Consider the following 22,137-nt stretch of genomic DNA (forward strand, 5'->3'; position numbering starts at 1 on the left):
CAGCGATAAGTTTGTTCCCGGTCAGCCAAAGGGTCAAGCCGGGCGGGTGATGGCGGGCGCCGACGGGTTCGGTTAAGCGGCGCGCAGGGATACAATTGCGGGATTGCGACCAAACCGAGGTGCCGACGTGGATTTCCGCTTCACCGAAGAACAGTTGATGATCCAGGACGTGGCGCGCCGCATCGCGCAGGAGAAGATCGCGCCGAGCGCCGAACACCACGACCGCACCGGTGAGTTTCCGCTGGACAACATCCGCACCCTCGGCGAAAACGGCCTGATGGGCATCGAGGTGCCGGCCGAGTACGGCGGCGCCGGGATGGACCCGATCTCCTACGTACTGGCGATGGTCGAGATCGCCGCCGCCGACGCCGCTCATTCGACCATCGTGTCGGTGAACAACTCGCTGTTCTGCAACGGCATCCTCAAATTCGGCACCGAGGAGCAGAAGCAGACCTACGTGCGGGCGATCGCCGAGGGCCGGGAAATCGGCGCGTTCGCGCTGACCGAGCCGCAGTCCGGCTCCGACGCCACAGCGATGCGCTGCAAGGCGGTCAAGCAGGCCGATGGCAGCTACAAAATCAACGGCAAGAAGAGCTGGATCACCTCCGGCCCGGTCGCCAAGTACTTCGTGCTGTTCGCGATGACCGACCCCGACAAGGGCGCGCGCGGCATCACCGCGTTCCTGGTCGACGGCGAGCGCGAAGGCTTCCACCGCGGCAAGACCGAGCCCAAGCTCGGCATCCGCGCCTCGGCCACCTGCGAGATCGAGTTCACCGATTACGTGGCCCAGCCCGCGGAAGTACTGGGCGAGGAAGGGCACGGTTTCAAGATCGCGATGAGCGTGCTCGACGCCGGCCGGATCGGCATCGCCAGCCAGGCGATCGGCATCGCCCGCGCGGCCTACGAGGCGACCCTGGAGTACGTGCGCGAGCGCAAGGCCTTCGGGCAGCCGATCGGCGCGTTCCAGATGACCCAGGCCAAGATCGCCGACATGAAGTGCAAGATCGACGCCGCCTTGCTGCTGACCCTGCGCGCGGCGTGGCAGAAGGGCGAGCACGAGAAGGGCGGCGCGCGTTTCAGCAACGAGGCGGCGATCGCCAAGTTGACCGCCTCGGAAGCGGCGATGTGGATCACCCACCAGGCGCTGCAGATCCACGGCGGCATGGGCTACTCCAAGGAAATGCCGATCGAGCGCTATTTCCGCGACGCCAAGATCACCGAGATCTACGAGGGCACCAGCGAGATCCAGCGCCTGGTGATCGCCCGCCACGAGACCGGGCTGCGCTGAACATGCATGCCGCGAACTGCCGGATCACCGCGGCCTGCCATGTGCAGCGCGGCTGCGATCGCCGCGACATCCCGATCGTTGCGTACGACGCGAACGCCCCCGAGGGTGCCGTCGTCGTGCGTATGCCTTGCCACCTGTATTGATTCCTGACCATGGCCCGTGCGCAAGCGCGGGCCTCACTGCATTGGACGACGCGTTCACATGAGCACCAAATCGAAAGCCGCATCCGCCACCGGGAAAGCCGCAACCGCCAGGTCCGCGAGCCGCAAGGCACCCGCGAAAAAGCCGGCCCGCGCCAAGGCCGAAAACAACGACACCGTGTCGCTGAAGCCCATCCTGGATGCGATCGCCAAGCGCCTGCCCAAGGCGCGGCAGGTCGAGGCGGAGGCATTCGCCACGGCGTTCTACAAGCGCATGGGCGCGGATGAGGTATCCAAGCATTCGCCCGAGGGCTGGGCCGCGCTGGCCTGCGACTTCTTCGACTTCGCCCGCAACCGCAAGCCGGGAACCGCACGGGTGCGCCTGTTCAACCCGTCGCTGAAGACCCATGGCTGGGAATCGCCGCACACCGTGTTGCAGATCGCCAACAGCGACATGCCGTTCCTGGTCGACTCGGTGACCATGGCGCTGGCGGAGCAGGACATCGGCGTGCACGTGCTCGGCCACCCGGTGGTGCCGTTCAAGCGCGACAAGGCCGGCAAGCTGGTCAAGGTCGGCGAGGGCGAGCCCGAATCGCTGATGCACCTGGAGATCGACCGCCTGTCGACCGATGCCATGCCGAAGGTCGAGGCGGCCGTGCTGGCGGTGCTCGATGACGTCCGGGCGATGGTCCGCGACTGGTCCGACATGCGCAACAAGATGCTCGAGACCGCCGATGACCTGGATACGCGCAAGCTGCCGGTCAGCAAGGAAGGCCGCAAGGAGGCGCAGGAGTTCCTGCGCTGGGCCGCCGACAACCATTTCACCTTCCTTGGTTACCGCCAGTACGAGGTGATCCGCAAGGACGGCCAGGAGGTACTGTGCGCGGTCAAGGGTTCCGGCCTCGGCCTGCTGCGTGGAAAGGACACCCGCAAGCCGCGCCCGCTGACCTCGCTGGCGGCGCACTACATGCCGCAGTCGGGTGCGGTCGATGCGCTGATCCTGACCAAGACCAATGCCCGGGCGACCGTCCATCGTCCTGGCTACATGGACTACATCGGCGTGCTTACGTTCGACGCCAAGGGCAAGCCCGTGCGCGAGGACCGCTTCCTCGGCCTGTACACCTCCAGCGCCTACAACCGCCGCCCGTGGGACATCCCGCTGGTGCGCGAGCGCCACAACTACGTGATGAAGCAGTCCGGCCTGGCCGACGACAGCCACAGCGGCAAGGCGCTGCGCCACATCCTGGAAACCCTGCCGCGCGACGAGCTGTTCCAGTCCACCGGCGAGGAGTTGCTGAAGACCAGCACCGGCATCCTCGGCCTGCAGGAGCGCGTGCGCAGCAAGCTGTTCCTGCGCCGCGACCGCTACGGCCGGTTCTTCTCCGGCCTGGTCTACATCCCGCGCGACCGCTTCAACACCGACGTGCGCCTGCGCATCGAGGCGATGCTCAAGCGCGTGCTGCACGGCGAGCACGTCGACACCACGGTCGTGCTTGGCGAATCACCGCTGGCCCAGCTGCACCTGCTGGTGCGGCCGAAGTCCGGCGAAGCGATCCAGGTCGACAACGCCGCGATCGAGGCCGAACTGGCCGAGATCGTGCGCAACTGGCGCGACGACCTGCGCGAACTGCTGGTCGAGCGCCATGGCGAGCAGCGCGGGCTCGAGCTGGCCAACGGCTACGGCCGCGCGTTGCCAGCCGGATATATCGAGGACGTGTCGGTATCGATCGCCGCCGATGACGTCGAGCACCTCGCCGCGCTCAAGGGCCCGGACGACCTGCGCCTGAGCCTGTACCGGACCCGTCCGGGTGTGGGTGGCCTGCGCTTCAAGTTCTATCGCCAGAACGACGACATCCCGCTGTCGGACGCGTTGCCGACGATGGAGAACATGGGCCTGCGGGTGATCTCCGAGCATCCGTACCGGCTCTACGCGCACAGCAACCTGATGTACATCCAGGATTTCGAGGTCGAGATCGCCAACGCCGAAGCCGACATCGCCGACATCGACGAGAACTTCGTCGAGGCGTTCGCGCGGATCTGGCGCGGCGATGCCGAGAACGACCGCTTCAACCAGCTGGTGCTGGCCGCGAGCCTGACGTGGCGCCAGGTCGCGATGCTGCGTGCCTACAGCAAGTACCTGCAACAGGTCGGCGTGCCGTTCTCGCAGAGTTACGTCGAGGACACCTTCATCCGCTACCCGGTGCTCGCGCGCCTGCTGGTGGAACTGTTCGAGGCGCGTTTCGATCCGACCACCGGCAAGGAGGACAAGGCCGAGATCAAGGCCGGGATGGACCGCCTGGGCAGCCAGTTCGCCCGCATCTGCGGTGGCGACGAGGCCCTGCTGGCCGCGTTGAAGCCGGTCGTGGCCGCGCGCGGCGCCAAGCGCGACGTGCAGGTCACCGTGGCCCGCGACACCCTCAAGAGCCTGCTCGACCGCGTGGCCAGCCTCGACGAGGACCGCATCCTGCGCAGTTTCATCGGCGTGATCGAGGCGACGCTGCGCACCAGCTACTACCAGGACGCCGATAGCGACGAGGGCAAGGGTTACGTCAGCTACAAGTTCGATTCGGCCCAGGTGCCGGACCTGCCCAAGCCGCGTCCGTACCGCGAGATCTTCGTCTACGGCCCGCGCGTCGAGGGCATCCACCTGCGCTTCGGGCCGGTCGCCCGTGGCGGCCTGCGCTGGTCGGACCGCCGCGAGGACTTCCGCACCGAGGTGCTGGGCCTGGTCAAGGCGCAGATGGTCAAGAACACCGTGATCGTACCGGTCGGCTCCAAGGGCGGCTTCATCAGCAAGCGGCCGCCGGCGGGAGACCGTGACGCGATCCAGGCCGAAGGCGTCGCCTGCTACAAGATGTTCATCAACGGCCTGCTCGACATCACCGACAACCTGGTCGATGACAAGGTCGTGCATCCGGCCAACGTGGTCCGCCACGACCAGGACGATCCGTACCTGGTGGTCGCCGCCGACAAGGGCACCGCGTCGTTCTCCGACATCGCCAACGGCATCGCCCGCGAGCACGGTTACTGGCTCGACGACGCGTTCGCCTCCGGCGGCTCGGTCGGCTACGACCACAAGGGCATGGGCATCACCGCCCGCGGCGCGTGGGAGTCGGTCAAGCGGCACTTCCTGGCGATGGGCCGCAACAGCCAGAAGCAGGATTTCACCGCGGTCGGCATCGGTGACATGTCCGGCGACGTGTTCGGCAACGGCATGCTGCTGAGCAAGCACATCCGGCTGGTCGCCGCGTTCGACCACCGCCATATCTTCCTCGACCCGAACCCGGACGCGGCGGCGACGTTCAAGGAGCGCCAGCGCATGTTCAAGGTGCCGCGCTCGAGCTGGGAGGATTACGACAAGTCGCTGATCAGCAAGGGTGGCGGCGTGTTCCCGCGCTCGGCCAAGTCGATCCCGCTGTCGCCGCAGGTCCGCGAGGCGCTCGGCATCGACGCCGCCGCGCTCAGCCCGGTCGAGCTGATGAGCGCGATCCTCAAGGCGCCGGTCGACCTGTTGTGGAACGGCGGCATCGGTACCTACATCAAGGGCAGCAGCGAGAGCAATGCCGATGTCGGCGACCGTGGCAACAACGCCCTGCGCGTTGATGGCCGGGACCTGCGCTGCAAGGTGGTGGGCGAGGGCGGCAACCTCGGCATGACCCAGCTGGGGCGTATCGAGGCGGCGCAGCACGGCGTGCTGCTCAACACCGACTTCATCGACAACTCGGCCGGTGTGGACACCTCCGACCACGAGGTCAACATCAAGATCCTGCTCAACCTGCTGGTCCAGGAGAAGAAGTTGACCGTGGCGGCGCGCAACAAGCTGCTGGCGTCGATGACCGACGAGGTCGCCTCGCTGGTGCTGACCGACAACTACCGCCAGAACCAGGCGATCAGCCTGATGGAGCGGATGTCGATTCCGCGGCTCGGTTCCAAGCAGCACTTCATCCGCACGCTGGAGTCGCAGGGCCTGCTCGATCGCCAGATCGAATACCTGCCCAGCGATGCCGAGATCTCCGAGCGCAAGGCGCGCGGCCAGGGCCTGACCCGACCGGAACTGGCGGTGCTGCTGTCGTACAGCAAGCTGGTGCTGTTCCAGCAACTGGTCGACTCCGACGTGCCGGAAGATCCGTACCTGTCCAAGGAACTGGTGCGTTACTTTCCGCAGCCGCTGCAGAAGAAGTACGCCGACGCGATGGGGAACCACCGCCTGAAGCGCGAGATCATCGCCACCGCGGTGACCAACTCGATGGTCAACCGGATGGGCGCGACGTTCACCCTGCGCATGCAGGAGGACACCGGCCGCAGCGCCGCCGAGGTCGCCGAGGCCTACACCATTGCGCGCGAGGCGCTCGACGCGCGCGGCCTGTGGGCGCAGATCGATGCGCTCGACGGCAAGGTCGCCGAGTCGGTGCAGATCGATGCGCTGCAGGCGATCTGGCAGCTGATGCGTTCGATGTCGCGCTGGTTGCTGTCGCGGCCGGGCGCGATGCCGGAGATCACCGCCGCGATGGCGCGCTACGGCGATGGCCTGAAGGCCGTGCGCGAAGCATTGCCCAGCACGATGTCCGAAGTCCGTCGCGAAGAGTTCAATGCCAGCCTTGCCGACTGGAAGGCCAAGGGCATGCCGAACGCATTGTCGGAGCAGCTTGCGGCGCTGCCGATGCTGGAGTTCGCCTGCGACATCGTCGAGATCGGGCATGCGCGCAAGCTGTCGCCGGTCGATGTGGCCCGCGCCTACTTCAGCCTCGGCGCCGCGCTCAACATGCCGTGGCTTTACGACCAGATCGAGGCACTCCCGGTCGACGGCCGTTGGCAGGCACTGGCCCGTGGCGCCCTGCGCGACGAGCTGGGCGCCCAGCAACGCGCACTGGTCGGGCAGATCCTCGCCACGGGTGGCAAAAAGCCGGCGGCGGAGAAGGTCGAGCGCTGGCTGCAGCGCGACGAGCCGACCCTGCGCTTCACCCTGACGATGCTGGCGGACCTGCTGAACCAGAAGACCCTGGACTACCCGACGGTGTCGGTGGCGGTACGCCGCCTTGCCCAGGTCGCGGCGGCGGCCGAGGCCTGATCGCAGGCTTCGCAACGTGGGCGGCGGTGGGCAACCACCGTCGCCCATGCTGTTGGCCGGCCTGCGTTATCCTGCCGGCATGACAGCGCAGACGATGACCGCGACGCCCCGCATCGCCTTCCTCGCCAGCTCCGCCGACGAGGCGCAGGCGGCGCTCGCGGAGTTGCGCGCGCGCCACGAGGACCACGCGCCCGAGGAGGCCGACGTACTGGTCGCGCTCGGTGGCGACGGCTTCATGCTGCAGACCCTGCATCGGCATGGTGGCCTGGGGATTCCCGTCTACGGGATGAAGCTCGGCACGATCGGCTTCCTGATGAACCACCTGGCCGTGGACGGCCTGCTGGAGCGGATCCACGCGGCCGAACCGGCCGTGCTGCGGCCGCTGGAGATGGTTGCGCAGACCGAGTCCGGCGCGACGGTCGGCTCGCTGGCCTACAACGAGGTGTCGCTGTTGCGGCAGACCCGCCAGGCCGCGCACCTGTCGATCGAACTCAGTGGACAGAGCCGGCTCGACGAGCTGATCTGCGATGGCGTGCTGGTCGCCACCCCGGCTGGCAGCACCGCCTACAATTTCTCGGCGCACGGCCCGATCCTGCCGCTGGGCGCCAATGTCATCGCGCTTACCCCGATCGCCGCGTTCCGTCCGCGGCGCTGGCGCGGCGCCGTGCTCAAGGCGGAAACCGAGATCCGCTTCCGCGTGCTCGACCCCTACAAGCGTCCGGTGAGCGCCACTGCCGACTCGCACGAGGTCCGCGACGTGGTCGAGGTCATGATCCGCGAGTCGCACGATCGCACGGTGACGTTGCTGTTCGACCCCGAGCACAACCTCGAGGAACGGATGCTGGCCGAGCAGTTCATCACGGGCTGAGCCATCGTCGCACCGCGTGCGACCGCCGCCGGGCACAATGGCGCCATGCCAGACAGCCAAGCCGACCCGCTGATCGTCGCGATTTCCTCGCGCACCCTGTTCGATCTGGAGGATAGCCACGCGCTGTTCGAGCGCGAAGGGCTGGATGCCTACGCCGCGTTCCAGCGCAGCCACGAGGACGACCTGCTGCAGCCCGGCATTGCCTTTCCGCTGGTGCGCAAGCTGCTCGGCCTCAACGACGGGTCGCCGCCGGAAGCGCCGCGGGTCGAGGTGATCCTGATCTCGCGCAACTCGGCCGACACCGGCCTGCGCATCTTCAATTCGATCGCCCACCACGGGCTGGCGATCAAGCGCGCGGCCTTCAGCAACGGCGCGCCGCCGTTCCCCTACATCCGGCCGTTCGGCGCCGACCTGTTCCTGTCGACCCACGGCGAGGACGTGCGCAACGCGCTGGCCGCCGGCGTCGCCGCCGCGACCCTGCTGCCCGGCGCATTGCTGTCGCCGCGGGCACCGCACCACCGGCCCGACCAGTTGCGCATCGCCTTCGATGGCGATGCGGTGATCTTCGGCGACGAAAGCGAGCGGGTGTCGCGCGAAGGCGGGCTGGCAGCGTTCTCCGAGCATGAGCGCAGCCATGCCGGCGAACCGCTGTCGGGCGGCCCGTTCCGCGGGTTCCTCGACGCGCTGCACCGGTTGCAGGCGGCGTTCCCGACCGGGGAGGATGCGCCAATCCGTACCGCGCTGGTCACCGCGCGCTCGGTGCCGGCGCATGAACGCGTGATCCGCACGCTGCGCGAGTGGGGCATCCGGCTGGACGAGGCGCTGTTTCTTGGGGGGCGCTCGAAGGGCCCGTTCCTGGAAGCGTTCGGCGCCGACATCTTCTTCGACGACTCGGAGCACAACATCGAGTCGGCACGCGGGCTGGTGACCGCCGGGCATGTGCCGCACGGGGTCGCGAATCCTGTGGGGACGCCTCGCGTGGGATAGGTCCGCGGACTCGATGATTTCATCGGAGCGACTGTAGGAGCGACGTAAGTCGCGATTTCACTGACACCCGGGATCGCCGTGCGATCGCGACTTACGTCGCTCCTACATGGGGGCCAGGCTGCGGTGACACGCCTCAGTCGACGACGCGCTCCCCATCCAGCGGCAGCCGGATATCCGTCAACTTCCACTCCAGCCCCTGGCGGCTCAACACGAACGTCAACGGCTGCCCATCCTCGCTTTGGACCGTGGCGGTGAAGCGCGACAGCGATTCGAAGCCGTAATCCGCGTCCTGCAGACGGTCCGGCGTCGGCGCTGACTCGTAGGTGTTGTCGGTGATGCCACCGCCGCTGGCGCGGTGCCAGACCGAGCGGCCTTCCATCAACGCCCCGATGCCCACCGGCGTCACCATCGTGTCGACCATGCCGCCGGCGATTCCGCTGGCGATCCGCATCGCGAACGCGCCGAGCAGGCTCGACTGCACGTCCGCGCCCGCCTTGCGGACCAGGTAGTCGTCGACCTGCAGCTTGAGGTTGCGGCGCAGTTCCGGGAAGTCCACGTGTTCCGCCAGTTCCGCGGTGTCCTGCGCCTGCACCGCCTCGCGGATCGCGTTGTAGGCGATGAACGGACCGGCGGCGACATAGCCCAGCAACAGCACCGCGGCGAGGACGAGCAGGGCGATCCACTTTTTCATGCGATTGATCCGGCGGGAAGGCTCCCACCTTACTGCGGTATCGCCAAACCGCGACATCGGCGGGCGTGCATCCGGCAACGGCAGGCGTCGCCGGATGCACTTCCGCGGCTAGCGGTCCACCCGCGCCGCCCGGGCCCGGCGTTCGATGGGCGCCATCCGCGACTGGTCGTTGAGTTCCAGATCCCGCAACTCGAACGGGGCGCCGTAGCCGGCTGGCAGGTGGTCCCGGTCAAAATCGAGCAGCAGGTGATCCCGGCCCGGTGCGAGCCAGTCCGCGCTGTGCGCAATCGAGACCGGCCGCAGTGCGCCGCCCGGTGCGGTCGCATACAGCGTGCCGCGAGCTTCGTAGCGCCCGCGCGAGCCGACCGCCATCGGCAACGCGAACTGCAACCGCGCCGCATCGAAGCTGTAGCCGCCGGCCAGCCTGGCGGTCGGCTGCGCGACCGCAAGCGCGGTGCGCGCGTCGCGTTGCACGTCGCCATTGCCGGCGAACACCTGCACTTCCCACAGGCCCGGTTCGCGATCGGCGTTGGCCGGGACCGGCACCTTGCCGCGCAACAGGCCGTCCCTGCCGGGACGCAGGCGGATCGGCCAGCTCTCGCCCGAGGGCGCGACCAGCAGTCCGCCGGCCTTCAGCCCCTGCAGGCGCTGGTCACCGTCGGACAGGTTCACCACGATGGTGCTGGTGCCGCTGGCGAGGACGCGGTCGCTCCCGAGCGCGGCGAACAGGCGCACCGTGCTGCGTGGCTCGTAGACGTGGACCACGTACTGCCCGCTGGCGTTCGGCATCTGCAACCGGTAGCGACCGGCCGGGGCGGTGTCGGCGAGTTGCACGGCGGCCGCACGCTCGTTGACCTGCATGCCGGCGGCCCGCAACTGTGCGCCATCATTGCGACGGGCCAGCGAAACGGTTCGGCCGCCGCGCGTGACCCGCAGTGCGCCGACATCGATCGCGGCGCCCGCACGGGTCGGGCTGACCCGGATGATTGCCCCGGGTGCACTGGTGGAGACCGCCACGCCGCGCTCCAGTTCGGCCGCATCCACGGTCTCCCAGTACTCGCGGCTCTCGACCACGAAGGGCTCGGGTTGGCGCAGGTCGTCGGTGGGGTCGAGTGCCCAGGAGAACCGCACCGGCGCGTGTTCAACGGGCGTCACGGGAGCGGGGCGCGACACGACCCGGGTTGCGACCTGGTCGGTGTCGCCTGCCGGCAGCAACGGGACTTCGGCAGCGAGCGCGGGAGTACCCAGGTTCGCCGACAACAGCAACAGGCTGAAGATGGTTTTCATGGCGGGCCTCATGAGTTCAGGTCGTTGCGCAGGATGACGTCGAGCCCGAAACAGGCGCGCCGGCTCTGGTTGTGGCTGAGCGGTTCGCTACCGCGCATCCGGCTCTTGTCGGTAAACCAGACGCTGCCGGCCGCCGACTGGCTGGAACATTCCAGGAAGCCGTCGGAACACGAGTCGAGCCACCATTGGGTCGCCTCCAGCCCGACGTTCTCGGCGTAGCCGGCGCAGTAGCTGTCGCCGTCCCAGATCGCCGACTCGACGTCGGTGCCGACCACGCTGCGGAACGGCTTCGGCAACGATGGCCGGCCGCTGGTGCCATACAGGTAATTCTGGTTGTAGAACGCCATCCAGCTCAGTTGCTGCTGGCGCACGGCATCGGACTCGTAGCCGAGCAACCAGCCCACCGACTGCTCGAAGACGTTGCCGTTCATCACCGCATCCGCCAGCGGCGTGCCGGCCGACGACGGCGCCAGTGCGTTGACCCGCGCCAGCTTGCTGATGATGCCGGGATAGCGGCTGTCCCAGGTCGGGTTGGACAGGATCCAGCGCATCACGTTGCCGCCGTTGGAGTGGGTCAGCACGATCAGCCGGTCGATGCCGCGACTGTTGATGAACCCCGTCAGCTGGCCGGCGAGGCAGCCGGCGGCGGCGTTGTCCCACATGTAGCGGGTGAAGTCGCAGTTGACCACGACGTAGTTGGCCGGGTCGGTCAGCCCTTGGCGCACCGAATCGACCATCGCCGGTTGCCAGTAATCGTTGTAGGCGTCGGTCTGGTGACCGGTGCCGTGGACGAACGCGACCCCGGTGGTTTCAGCGGATGCGATGCATGGCGCGGCGGCCAGCAGCACGCAGCAGACGAGTTTCTGCACGGTCTTTTCCTCCTTGGAACCCCAGACGTGCAGCCCCCCGGCATCCCGGCCCCTTTTGCACGCCGATCAACCTGCCCATCCATGCGCAGGCGTACCGGGGACCGAGCATACGCCGCTGTATGGCGGTGTCATGACGCACCGCGCCAACGTGGCGGAGGCGCGCCTAGAACTCCAGGTCGAGCGCGGCGCAGAGGTAATCGACGAAGGGCGCGAGGGTGGCGAGGTCGGTACGCAGTGTCTTCAGCAGCCCCGGACCGGTCACCACCGAATCGTCGAGGGGACGGAGCGCGACGAAGTTCTTGCGCCGCAGGTCGTCGGCAAACTCGAATTCCGGCGGGAATCCGCGTGGCATCCGCACCAGCATCTCGCTGTCGTCGAGTTCGAAGCGGCGCCGCAGGCGCTGTCCATGCGCGGCGGATTTCCAGCTGGCGGGGTTGTCGAGGATGAAGTGCCGTACGCGCCGCACGGTGTCGGAACCCGGGTGCCACAGGCCGGCACCGACAAAGCAGTTGCCGCCCTGCAGGTGCAGGTAGAACGATGGCGCTTCGACCTCGCGTCGGCGCTCGTGGAACACACGCGCGCCCTGCCAGGATTTATAGGGCGACTTGTCGTTGGCGAAGCGGGTGTCGCGATGGATCCGGAACAGCGAACCGCCCATGGCCTTGGGGTCCGACCGGAAATGCGGGCTGACCTCGGCGACAACCGGTTGCAGGTCGACCAGCAGGCGCTGGAACGGGCCGCGCACGTGGGCCTCGTAATCCGCCTTGTGGGCGTGGAACCAGTCGCGGTTGTTGTTGCGCGCCAGGCTTCGCAGGAATTTGAAGCTGGCGGCGCTGAAGTAGGTGGGCATGGGGTCTATCGTAGCTTTGGCGGGGGCATGCGGGCGTGCTGGAGCTTAATGGCACGAGTAGGCCAGTCTCTGCCGCGAATGTAGGAGCGACGTAAGTCGCGATTTCCCCGGTTTTGCAAGGAGGGATGCAATTCGCTTGTGGCGGGGCTGACCGGAACCGCTTCGGGAGAATCCGTTGCGGCCAAGACTCAGCGCTGCGGAGGGCTTGAGGAAATCGCGACTTACGTCGCTCCTACATCGAATGCCCGGTTCCGGGGGCTTGGGTCAGGCTGCGGGCGATGGCGTTGCGCCAGTCTTCGAGCTGCTGCAGCAGGGCGAGGCGGGGGGCGTCGCCAGCATGGGTGGCGCGGAGTTCCGTCAACTCGGCATCGAAGCGGGTGAATCCGTACTCGGCCATCCCGCTCTCGCCATGCAGGCGCTCTCGCCGGTAGTCGTTCCAGCGCGCACGTTCGCTGGCCGACAGCGTGGCCGGCCAGTTGCGGGCGCGATAGCGGAACAGCAGTTCCGGCAGGCGCGGGTCGCGGAAGCCGAACGTGGCCGCGCCCAGTGCTTCGGGCGCGGTGCTGCGGACGCTCGGGAACAGGCGCTTGTCGCCGTCGCCGATGAAGCTGTCGTAGAGGCTGGCATCGACGTCGACCTCGCGGTGTTCGCGCTCGCGGGAAAACACCTGGCGGACCTTTTCGACCAGCGCCGGGCCGGCGGCGCGAAGGCGGGCGGCATTGGCCTCGGCCTGCACCGGGTCGATACCGAGCCGCTCGAAGTCCTCCGTGCGCAGGTGCGCCCAGGCCGACAGCGCCGGACTGCGGTTGAGGTGGATTTCCTTCAATGCCACGCGCTCCTCGCCCTCGGCGAGCTCGGCGGCGCGCATGTAGAGGCGCGCGGCGATGGTTTCGGCGTCGAGGTCGAGCAGGGCCTGCGGGTCCTGGGCCAGGTCGAACACGATCACCCGGTTGTCGATGTGCGGATGCCGCGCCAGCGGGATCACGGGGGCGGCACACAGCCGACTGGCGGGGAAGCGCTGCGAGACGTTCAGCACCGGGGTCATCGCCACGGTGTCGAGCAGGCTGGCCGCGTGGCGCTTGTCGCGCAGGCGCAGGGCGTAGTCCCACAGCTTCGGCTGCGCGGTTTTGAGGTTGCGGGCCAGTCCGATCAATGCGCGCACGTCCGACAGCGCTTCGTGGGCATCGCCTTCGCGCACGTCGTTGGCTTCGGCCAGGTGTTCGAGCTTGAACGATGGCGAGCCGTCCTCGCGCTTCGGCCAGACCAGTCCGTCGGGGCGCAGGGCGTGGGCGAAGCGGAAGACATCGAGCAGGTCCCAGCGCGAGTTGCCGCCGCGCCATTCGCGCTCGTAGGCGTCGAAGAAGTTGCGGAACAATCCGTAGCGGACGAACTCGTCGTCGAACCGCAGCGAGTTGTAGCCGAGGCTGCAGGTTTCCGGCCGTGACATCTCCTCGAAGATCAGCGCGAACGCGGCGGCTTCGGTCATGCCCTCGCGCTGCGCGTGCTGCGGGGTGATGCCGGTGACAAGGGTCGCACCAGGGGAGGGCAGCAGGTCGTCGGCCGGCTGCACGAAGATGCTGATCGGGTCCTCGACGGGGTTGAGGTCGGCGTCGGTGCGGATCGCGGCGAACTGGGCGATGCGGCTGCTGCGCGGGTCGGTGCCGAAGGTTTCGAGGTCGTAGAAGAGGAAGCTGGCTGGCATCGGGTTGGGGGGCGGTCGCGTCGATCGTGCGGGTGGGTTTGGTGTGGTGGGGGCATGCTTCGTTGTAGGAGCGACGTAAGTCGCGATTTCACTGATGCCCGGGATCGCCGTGCGATCGCGACTTACGTCGCTCCTACATTGGTGTTGCCTGGTTGTCTGGCGGGAGGGGCGGGAGGCGGGCGATGACGGCGGCGTCCACCGCCTGCCAGTCGAGGTTGTCGAGGGTGTCGTGGCCGCGGGTCAGTTCGACCAGCAGTTCGCGCTGCAGGTTGCCGCGTTGCAGGGCCACGGCGTAGGGCAGGTGGCGGAAGGTGACCATGGCGTAGCGCGGGACGAAGCGGTCGGGGTGGCGCGCGGCCAGCCTGTGTTCCAGCTCGCGCTGCAACAGGTAGTCGTCGTCGTCGACGCGGTCGCGCATTTCCAGGTAGTTCTCCAGCGCCATGTGCTGGATCGCGCGGGCGTTGGGCAGGCGCTCGGCCTGGAACGCGGCGAACGCGGCGGCGCGGTCGGGAGTGCGGTCGAGGTGCTCGGCCAGCGCCACGCAGTCCTCGAACGCACAGTTCATGCCCTGGCCGTGGAACGGCACCATCGCGTGGGCGGCGTCGCCGACAAGCACCGCGCGCTCGTCGAGGTGCCACTGGTCGAGGTACAGGGTGCCGAGCACGCCGGTCGGGTTGCTGTCGAAATCGCGTTCCAGCTCGGGGATCAGCCGCGAGGCGTCGGGGAACTCGCGGTCGAACAAGGCACGTGCGTCGGCTCCGCTGCGGACCGTGTCGAAACCGGGCACGCCGGCCGTCGGGTCGGTCTCGTTGGGCAGGAACAGGGTGACGGTGAAGGTCGACTCGTCGTTGGGCAGGGCGATGCACATGTAGCGACCGCGCGGCCAGATGTGCAGGGCGTTGGCTTCCATGCGGAAACCGCCGTCCGGCCCCGGCGGGATCTCCAGTTCCTTGTAGGAATGGTCGAGGAAGTCGGTGCGACCCTCGAACTCGCCCTCGCGGCCCATCGCACCGCGCAGCGCCGAGCCGGCGCCGTCGGCACCGATCAGGGTCCGGAATCCGATCGCCCGCTCGGTACCTTCGCGCTCGTCGCCGAAGTGCGCGATGCGCTGGTCGAAGTCGACGCGGTCGAGGCGATGGTGGAAATGGACCCGGGCGCCGGCGCGTTCGGCGATGTCGAGCAGCACCTGGTTGAGTTCGCCGCGGTGGACCGACCAGATGACCTCGCTGTCGTCGCGGCCGTAGCGTTGCAGGTCGGTGCGGCCGTCGGCGAAGTGGACCATGCGTCCGCGCATCATCACCGCCTGCGCCATCACCGCGTCGTCGGCGTCGGCCTGTCGCAGTGCGTGGCGGCCACGTTCGGCCAGCGCAAGGTTGATCGAGCGGCCGCGTTCGAGGTCACGCCGTCGTGGGTCACTGCGCTTTTCGTAAACATCGACCTGCCAGCCGCGCCGGGCCAGCAGGGTGGCAAGCAGGGCGCCCGCGAGGCCGGCGCCGATGATGGTCAGATGCCTGGGATTGTCAGCCTGCACGGGTGTTCGCCTTCCAGTCAGCGGGAGCGGCAATGCCGGCTCACAAGGTATCGCGCCAGGCCGTGGTGGCCAGCACGAAGCGCAGAACGTCTTCGTGGGTGTTGTACAGCGGCGCGGGCGAGATGCGGATCACGTCGGGCTCGCGCCAGTCGCCGAGCACGCCGTTGTCGGACAGGTATCCGAACAGCGCACGGCCCTGCTCGTGGCCGCCACGGACTCGGATCGACAACTGGCAGCCGCGCTGTTCCGGCGCCGTCGGCGTCAGCACTTCGAGGGTGTCCCCCAGGTGGCGTTCGATCAACGCCTCGAGGTAGCCGGTCAGGCGCAGCGACTTGGTCCGCAGCGCCGGCATGCCGACGCGGTCGAACAGGTCGAGCGAGGCGCGCAGCGGTGCGAGGCCGAGGATCGGCGGGTTGCTGAGTTGCCAGCCTTCGGCGCCGGGAGTCGGGACGAACTGCGGTCCCATCTGGAAGCGGGTGGCGGCGTCGTGGCCCCACCAGCCGGCGAACCGCGGCAGGTCGCCGTTGCGGGCATGGCGCTCGTGCACGAAACAGCCGGCAACCGCGCCCGGGCCGCTGTTGAGGTATTTGTAATGGCACCAGACCGCGAAGTCGGCGCTGCCGTCATGCAGCGCCAGTTCGGTGTTGCCGACCGCGTGGGCGAGGTCGAGGCCGCACAGCGCGCCGGCGTCGTGCGCGAGCCGGGCGATCGCGGCGAGGTCGAAGGCCTGGCCGGTGCGGTACTGCACGCCGGGCCAAAGCACCAGCGCCAGGCGCGGGCCGTGCTCGGTGATCGCGCGTTCGATCGCTTCCATCGAGAACAGCCCACCCGGCAGGTCGGGCGTGAGTTCGATCAGGTCGGTGGCCGGATCGAAGCCGTGGAAGCGGATCTGCGACTCAACCGCATAGCGGTCCGACGGGAACGAGCCGGCCTCGATCAGGATCGCCGGGCGCTCGGACGTCGGCCGGTAGAAGCTGACCATCATCAGGTGCAGGTTGGCGGTCAGCGAATTCATCGCCACCACTTCCTGCGGCTGCGCACCGACCAGCCGCGCCAGCGACTCGCTCATCAGGTGGTGGTAGCTCATCCACTGCGAGTTGCCGCGGAAATGACCTTCGACCGCTTCCATCGACCACTTGTCGAGCACGTCCTCGACCTGGGTGCGGGCGCCGCGCGGCTGCAGGCCCAGCGAGTTGCCGACGAAGTAGGCCTGCTCGCCATCGCCATGCCGCGGCACGTGGAACTCGGCGCGCAGGGTCGGCAGCGGATCGGCGGCGTCGCGCGAACGGGCGAGGTCAAGGTCGAGGGAATGCGGGTCGGTCATGGATTCTCTTTGGTTGTTGGTGGCGCGGCTTGCTGGTGGCGCGAGCGACTCACGCGAAACGCGCCTTCGGCAGCCCGAGCCATTCCAGCGCGGTGCCGTGGTAGAGCCGCGCCTTCGCGGCCTCGTCGACCTGCAGCGAAGCGATGCCGGCGCCGGGCTCCTGCTCGCCGAGCGGGAACGGGTAGTCGGTGCCGAGCATCACCCGGTCGACCCCGCAGGTGTCGAGCAGGTAGCGCAACGCGGCATCGTCGGCGACCCAGGAGTCGAAATACAGGCGGCTCAGATACTCGCGCGGGTTGCGCGGGTTGTCGGTGGCGACCAGGTCCGGGCGCATGTTGAAGCCGTGCTCGATGCGGCCGATGGTGTAGGGGAAGCTGCCACCGCCGTGGGCGAGGCAGATCTTCAGTTCCGGCAGCCGCTCCAGCACGCCGCCGAACACCAGGCTGCAGGCCGCCCGGGACTGTTCGGCCGGCATCCCGACCAGCCAGGGCAGCCAGTACTTGGGCATGGTGTCGGTGCCCATCATGTCCCACGGGTGGACCAGGATCGCCGCGCCGAGTTCGCTGGCGGCCTGGAAGAAGTCGAACAGTTCCGGCGCGTCGAGGTTCCAGTTCTCCCCCGATGGCAGGCCGACGTGGCTGCCGATCTGCACGCCCTGCAGGCCGAGCTGGTCCATGCAGCGCTCCAGCTCCTGCGTCGCCAGCCGCGGCGACTGCAGCGGCACCGTGCCGATGCCGGCGTAGTGGCGCGGGTAGTCGCGGCAGGTCTGCGCCATGTGGTCGTTGAGCGCCTGGTGCAGCTCCAGCGCGTGGTGCGGCCGCGCCCAGTAGCAGAACATCACCGGCACCGTGCTCAACACCTGTACCTGCACCCCGAATTTGGCGTAGTCGTCGATGCGTTCCTGCGGGTCCCAGGTCTTGGACCAGATCTCGCGGAAGAACTTGCCGTCCTTGTAGATCCGGTGGCGGCCATCCTCGGTGTGGTGGATCACCGGGAAGCGCAGCTCGCCGTACTTGCGCGCCAGGTCGGGCCAGTCGCGCGGCAGGTAGTGGGCGTGGGTGTCGATTTTCAGCATCGGGCCAGTCTATCCGCAGGCGTCAGGTGTCGGGCATGACGTACTTGTCGGGCGCCGGGTTGAGATGGCCGCAGGACGTGCAGGTGCGGTGCTCGCGCGAGGCGTAGAAGCGGTCGAACACCGGCGGGAAGTCCTGCTCGATGTCCTGCAGATGGAAGTACTCCTCGTACAGCTTGTGGTTGCAGCGCTCGCAAAACCACATCAGGCCGTCGTCCTCGTGCGGCAGGCGCCTGCGCTCGATCACCAGCCCGATCGACCCGGGCATGCGCTGCGGCGAGTGCGGCACGCGCGGTGGCAGCAGGAAGATCTCGCCGGCCCGGATCGGGATGTCGCGCACCGCACCGTCCTCCTGGATGCGCAGGACCATCTCGCCCTCGAGCTGGTAGAACCACTCGGGGCCTTCATCCCAGTGGTAGTCGGTGCGAACGTTGGGGCCGCCGACCACCATCACGATGAAGTCGCCGTCGTACACCACCTTGTTGCCGACCGGCGGCTTGAGCAGGTGCCGGTGTTCCTCGATCCAGGCCTGCAGGTTGAGCGGGTTGGGCAGCATCGGTCACTCCTTCACTACGGCAACGCACTTGAGTTCGATCGCGATCGGCGTCGGCAGGGCGCTGATACCGACGGTGGTGCGGCACGGCGCGGTGTCGATGTCGGGGAAATACTCGGCCCACACCGCGTTGTAGCGGGCGAAGTCGGCGGCCATGTCGGTGAGGTAGACGGTCACGTCGACCAGGTCCTCCCAGTGCGCGCCGCTGGCCTCCAGTACCGATCGCACGTTGGCGAACACGACGCGGGTCTGGGCGTCGATGTCGTAGCCGATCAGGCGGTCGTCGGCGTCGTGGACGTTGCCGACGATCGCGTTGGTGGCCGGGTCGCGCGGACCGATGCCGGACAGGAACAACTGGTTGCCGACGCGCCGCGCGTGCGGATACTGGCCGACGGGCCGGGGGGCGGTAGAGGCCTTGATCACATCGCTCATCGGCTCGCCTCGGCAGTCGTCGCGTTCGTGCAGTATCGGACACCGCGTGCGCCGCCCGTTGCATTGATTGTGTCGAGGCGATAACAACCTTCCGCCAGCCACAACTCCGCGAGCCCGGACTCGCGCAGCAGTTTCCGATCGGCCGGCACGGCGGTGTCGGGTTCGTCGGCCCGGCGCGCCTCGATCAGGCAGGGAAAGCTTCCGCCGCACCCAACGACATCGACCATCCGGCGCTCGCGTCGACCATCCAGCGATCGCCACTCTTGATCCCGTCCTGGTGGCACCCCGAATACGCTGATATCGAAAACTTCCGGTCGCATCGACCACGGCGACTGGCCGGCTTTAGTGAGAACGAAGGGTCGCGCCGGTCCGTTACCATCGTGCGTACTGAGCCAGCGGCTGAGAGCGGCGGTGTACTCCGGGCGGTCGTACTGCGGATCGATATGACCATGCAGGAGAGTCTGCTCGGCCGTTAGCGCACGGAGGCCGGTCATTCGCTCCAGTTCCTCGACCATCGTGCGGGCGCCGAACATCGAAGCGGGTTCGTTGCGGAATATGTGTGCGTAGCCGGCGTGGACCAGCACGCGTGCATCGGGTGCCTGTTCGAGCAGATCGGCGAGATTGCGTGCCTGCCCCGTCTCGCGGGCCTGGTGGCCCTCTTCGTCGCCGCTATGTTCGTAGGGCACCACGACATAGCCCAGTCGAAGAGCCTCGCGAATCAGTTCGGCGAAAACCGGCTCTTTGCTGTAGTAGCCACTGGTCGCGATGGCATAGCCGCGTTCACCCAGCGCGACGTCGTTCTTGCCCAGTGTCTCCAGCGCCAAGTGGGTGAAGCCGGCTTTGCGTAGAGGTTGCAATAAATGCAAGGTCAGCAGCCGGGTACGGGCGACGTGGTGTGCTTCGTTGACCATCACCAGACGATGGCCATTGGACGCACGCACTATGGGCTCGACCGCGTCGATCGCCAGGTAGTCGGCAGTGTCGATTGTGATCGGGTCATCGTGCCGATGTTTAAACGGAAATGCTTCCTGTGCTCGGCGATGCTCACCGATCGCAGCCGCGGCAAACGCGAGTGACTGCGATGCGCGGTTGACCTCCGCCGGATCTTCACTGTTGGCCACGATATCGTCGAGGAACAGGTACTTGGCCAGCAGATTGGGCTGCGCCTGCGTGCGGGTGTACAGATCAGGTCCCGCGTCCGGCTCCGTTGCGTCTTGCTCGGCATGGGCGCTGGCGAACGGCAGCAGCGCAGGCAACAGCAGCGTCAGCAACATTCGATTCGATCCTGGCCAGCGGCGCATGAGCCAGGGCGATCGGTACTGTTGTGGCCGCTCCATCTCAGCGGTCCTCGCGGTCGACCTGGATGCGCGCGAGCGCATCGGCATAGACCGACGGCAGGCGTTCGGCCTCGGTCACGTCGACCCGCAGGTCGTGCACGCGGCCATCGCGCAGGGTGTAGACCCAGCCGTGCACCGCGAGCTGCTGACCACGGCTCCAGGCGTCGCGGACGATGGTGGTGTGGCAGACGTTGACCACCTGTTCCAGCACGTTCAACTCGCACAGGCGGTCGTGTTTGAGCTCGTCGTCGCCGAACTCGTGCAGGCTCGTGGCGTGCTTCTCGGCGACATCGGCGACGTGGCGCACCCAGTTGTCGGAAAGGCCCAGGCGCTTGCCGTGCAGCGCCGCGTGCACGCCACCGCAGCCGTAATGGCCGACCACGAGGATGTGCTTGACCTTGAGCACGTCGACCGCGAACTGGATCACCGACAGGCAATTGAGATCGGTGGTGACGACGACGTTGGCGATGTTGCGGTGGACGAACACCTCGCCCGGCGAGACGTCGATGATCTGGTTGGCCGGCACCCGCGAGTCGGAGCAGCCGATCCAGAGGAACTCCGGCGCCTGCTGGCGCGACAGGCGCTCGAAGAATCCGGGGTCCTCGGCGCTGACGCGGTCGGCCCATTCGCGGTTCTTGTGCAGCAGTTCTTTCAGTGAATTCATGCAGGTTTATCCAAGGTGGAGGCCGACGTTCTTGGCGTCGGTGAAGAATCGCATCGCTTCCAGCCCGCCTTCGCGACCGAGGCCGGAGTTGCCGGCGCCGCCGAACGGCGTACGCAGGTCGCGTTGCAGCCAGGTGTTGATCCAGACCATGCCGGCGCGCAGTTCGGCGGCCATGCGGTGGGCGCGGTTGAGGTCGCGGGTCCAGACCGAGGCGGCCAGGCCGTAGTCGCCGGCATTGGCGAGGGCGAGGGCGTGGTCGTCGTTGTCGAACGGTTGCAGGGTGACGACCGGGCCGAAGATTTCCTCGCGGTTGCTGGCGCAGTCGGGGCTGAGGTTGTCGATCACGGTCGGGGCGATGAACCAGCCCGGGCGCTCCAGCACGTTGCCACCGCACAGCACGTGGCCGCCTTCGTCACGGGCGCGCTGCAGTGCCGCCACCACCTTGTCGAAATGGGCCTGCGACACCAGCGGGCCGAGCTGGTTGTCCTCGTCGATCGGGTCGCCGACGCGCAGTGCCAGCGCCCGCTCGACCAGGGCGTCGCGGAACTCGCTGTAGATGCTGCGCTCGACCAGCATGCGCGAACCGCACAGGCAGATCTGGCCGGAGTTCTGGAATGCCGAACGGACGAGGGTGTCGAGCTGGTCGCGCCAGTCGCTGTCGGCGAATACCAGCGTCGGGTTCTTGCCGCCGAGTTCCAGCGAAAGCTTTTTCAGCAGCGGCGCGGTCAGCCCGGCGATGCGGCGGCCGACGACGGTGCTGCCGGTAAACGACACCGCCTTGACCTGCGGATGGGTCAGCAGCGGTTCGCCGACTTCGGGGCCGCGGCCATGGAGGACATTGAGCACGCCCGGCGGGAAGCCGATTTCCGTCGCCAGTCCGGCCAGCATCGTCGCGGTGACCGGGGTGATCTCCGACGGCTTGGCGACCACGGTGTTGCCGGCGGCCAGCGCGGGTGCGATCTTCCAGGTCAGCAGGTACAGCGGCAGGTTCCACGGCGAGATCGTGGCGACCACGCCAAGCGGTTGACGCAGGGTGTAGTTGAGGCCGGCTTCGCCGTGGTGCGATTCGCTGGCGAACTGGGTCGCGGCGTGGGCGAAGAAACGCAGGTTGCTGATCGCGCGCGGGATCTCGACTTCGCGGGCGAGCTTGATCGGTTTTCCACCGTCGCGCGACTCGGCGTGGGCGAAGTCGTCGAGACGCGCTTCCAGAGCATCGGCCAACTTTTCGAGCCAGCGTGCGCGTTCGCTGTTTCGCAGCTTCGACCAGGCGGGGAAGGCGGCTTGCGCGGCAGCGACCGCGGCCTGCGCATCGGCGGCGTCACCGTCGGCCACTTCGGCAAACGCGCGGCCGGTGGCGGGATCGAAGACGTCGAGCCAGCAGCCCGAGGCCGCTTCGCGTGCTTTGCCGTCGATCCAGTGGGTCAGGCGCATCCGGCAAGCTTAGCGCGGGCGCCGTGGATACGTCGCCGTCCGG

Annotated in this window: 18 protein-coding genes; 4 read left to right on the forward strand and 14 right to left on the reverse strand. The window is 67.8% G+C overall.

All coding sequences use genetic code 11. The features are described from left to right. Positions 1-94: 94 nt before the first annotated feature. Complete coding sequence (locus ACT9AS_RS11695; protein ID WP_445100371.1) at positions 95-1,288, forward strand: acyl-CoA dehydrogenase family protein; 1,194 nt, start codon at positions 95-97, stop codon at positions 1,286-1,288. 197 nt (positions 1,289-1,485) lie between these two features. Here the strand turns inward: ACT9AS_RS11695 and ACT9AS_RS11700 are convergent, their stop codons facing one another. Further along, the gene (locus ACT9AS_RS11700; RefSeq protein ID WP_445100298.1) at positions 1,486-1,623 is read right to left on the reverse strand and encodes a hypothetical protein; all 138 of its coding nucleotides are present in this window, start codon (positions 1,621-1,623) and stop codon (positions 1,486-1,488) included. Between ACT9AS_RS11700 and ACT9AS_RS11705 the strand changes: the two genes are divergently transcribed. From ACT9AS_RS11705 to ACT9AS_RS11715, 3 genes are all read left to right on the forward strand, one after another. Next, positions 1,607-6,496: an NAD-glutamate dehydrogenase domain-containing protein gene (locus ACT9AS_RS11705; RefSeq protein ID WP_445100299.1), complete on the forward strand. Its 4,890-nt coding sequence runs from the start codon at positions 1,607-1,609 to the stop codon at positions 6,494-6,496. The genes ACT9AS_RS11700 and ACT9AS_RS11705 overlap by 17 nt on opposite strands. A 94-nt stretch (positions 6,497-6,590) precedes the next feature. Beyond that, positions 6,591-7,364 carry an NAD kinase gene (locus ACT9AS_RS11710; protein WP_445100372.1) on the forward strand — a complete coding sequence of 258 codons (774 nt, stop codon included), beginning with the start codon at positions 6,591-6,593 and terminating at the stop codon, positions 7,362-7,364. 45 nt (positions 7,365-7,409) lie between these two features. Further along, positions 7,410-8,351 (forward strand): 5'-nucleotidase, encoded by a 942-nt coding sequence (locus tag ACT9AS_RS11715; RefSeq protein ID WP_445100300.1) that lies wholly within the window; start codon positions 7,410-7,412, stop codon positions 8,349-8,351. A 133-nt stretch (positions 8,352-8,484) separates the two neighbouring features. Here ACT9AS_RS11715 and ACT9AS_RS11720 read toward each other — a convergent pair whose 3' ends face one another. The 13 genes from ACT9AS_RS11720 to ACT9AS_RS11780 form a co-directional block, all read right to left on the reverse strand. Beyond that, a complete protein-coding gene (locus ACT9AS_RS11720) occupies positions 8,485-9,042 on the reverse strand; it encodes a DUF2939 domain-containing protein (RefSeq protein ID WP_445100301.1) in 558 nt (185 codons plus the stop codon). A 108-nt stretch (positions 9,043-9,150) separates the two neighbouring features. Beyond that, positions 9,151-10,329: a DUF4785 domain-containing protein gene (locus ACT9AS_RS11725; RefSeq protein WP_445100302.1), complete on the reverse strand. Its 1,179-nt coding sequence runs from the start codon at positions 10,327-10,329 to the stop codon at positions 9,151-9,153. An 8-nt stretch (positions 10,330-10,337) separates the two neighbouring features. After that, positions 10,338-11,198: a hypothetical protein gene (locus ACT9AS_RS11730; protein ID WP_445100303.1), complete on the reverse strand. Its 861-nt coding sequence runs from the start codon at positions 11,196-11,198 to the stop codon at positions 10,338-10,340. 163 nt (positions 11,199-11,361) lie between these two features. After that, complete coding sequence (locus ACT9AS_RS11735; RefSeq protein WP_445100304.1) at positions 11,362-12,048, reverse strand: TIGR02453 family protein; 687 nt, start codon at positions 12,046-12,048, stop codon at positions 11,362-11,364. Between the two features lie 232 nt (positions 12,049-12,280). After that, positions 12,281-13,750, reverse strand: coding sequence for an exodeoxyribonuclease I (gene sbcB / locus ACT9AS_RS11740; RefSeq protein WP_445100305.1), 1,470 nt, complete (start codon positions 13,748-13,750; stop codon positions 12,281-12,283). Positions 13,751-13,883: 133 nt separating this feature from the next. Then, positions 13,884-15,281: an FAD-dependent monooxygenase gene (locus ACT9AS_RS11745; protein ID WP_445100306.1), complete on the reverse strand. Its 1,398-nt coding sequence runs from the start codon at positions 15,279-15,281 to the stop codon at positions 13,884-13,886. Between the two features lie 40 nt (positions 15,282-15,321). After that, positions 15,322-16,605 (reverse strand): kynureninase, encoded by a 1,284-nt coding sequence (gene kynU / locus ACT9AS_RS11750; protein WP_445100307.1) that lies wholly within the window; start codon positions 16,603-16,605, stop codon positions 15,322-15,324. A gap of 49 nt (positions 16,606-16,654) precedes the next feature. Continuing rightward, a complete protein-coding gene (locus ACT9AS_RS11755; RefSeq protein ID WP_445100308.1) occupies positions 16,655-17,680 on the reverse strand; it encodes an amidohydrolase family protein in 1,026 nt (341 codons plus the stop codon). A gap of 22 nt (positions 17,681-17,702) precedes the next feature. Then, entirely contained in the window at positions 17,703-18,233 is a 531-nt protein-coding gene (locus ACT9AS_RS11760; protein ID WP_445100309.1) for a 3-hydroxyanthranilate 3,4-dioxygenase, read from the reverse strand. Positions 18,234-18,236: 3 nt separating this feature from the next. Beyond that, positions 18,237-18,662: a Rid family hydrolase gene (locus ACT9AS_RS11765; RefSeq protein WP_445100310.1), complete on the reverse strand. Its 426-nt coding sequence runs from the start codon at positions 18,660-18,662 to the stop codon at positions 18,237-18,239. Next, the gene (locus tag ACT9AS_RS11770; RefSeq protein ID WP_445100311.1) at positions 18,659-19,936 is read right to left on the reverse strand and encodes a hypothetical protein; all 1,278 of its coding nucleotides are present in this window, start codon (positions 19,934-19,936) and stop codon (positions 18,659-18,661) included. The genes ACT9AS_RS11765 and ACT9AS_RS11770 overlap by 4 nt, the downstream gene beginning before the upstream one ends. A gap of 64 nt (positions 19,937-20,000) precedes the next feature. Then, positions 20,001-20,663 carry a carbonate dehydratase gene (can, locus tag ACT9AS_RS11775; RefSeq protein ID WP_445100312.1) on the reverse strand — a complete coding sequence of 221 codons (663 nt, stop codon included), beginning with the start codon at positions 20,661-20,663 and terminating at the stop codon, positions 20,001-20,003. A 6-nt stretch (positions 20,664-20,669) separates the two neighbouring features. Further along, on the reverse strand, positions 20,670-22,094 hold the full coding sequence (locus ACT9AS_RS11780) for an aldehyde dehydrogenase family protein (protein ID WP_445100313.1): 1,425 nt from the start codon (positions 22,092-22,094) through the stop codon (positions 20,670-20,672). Between the last annotated feature and the right edge of the window lie 43 nt (positions 22,095-22,137).

The sequence above is a fragment of the Lysobacter sp. F60174L2 genome (genome assembly GCF_052547135.1).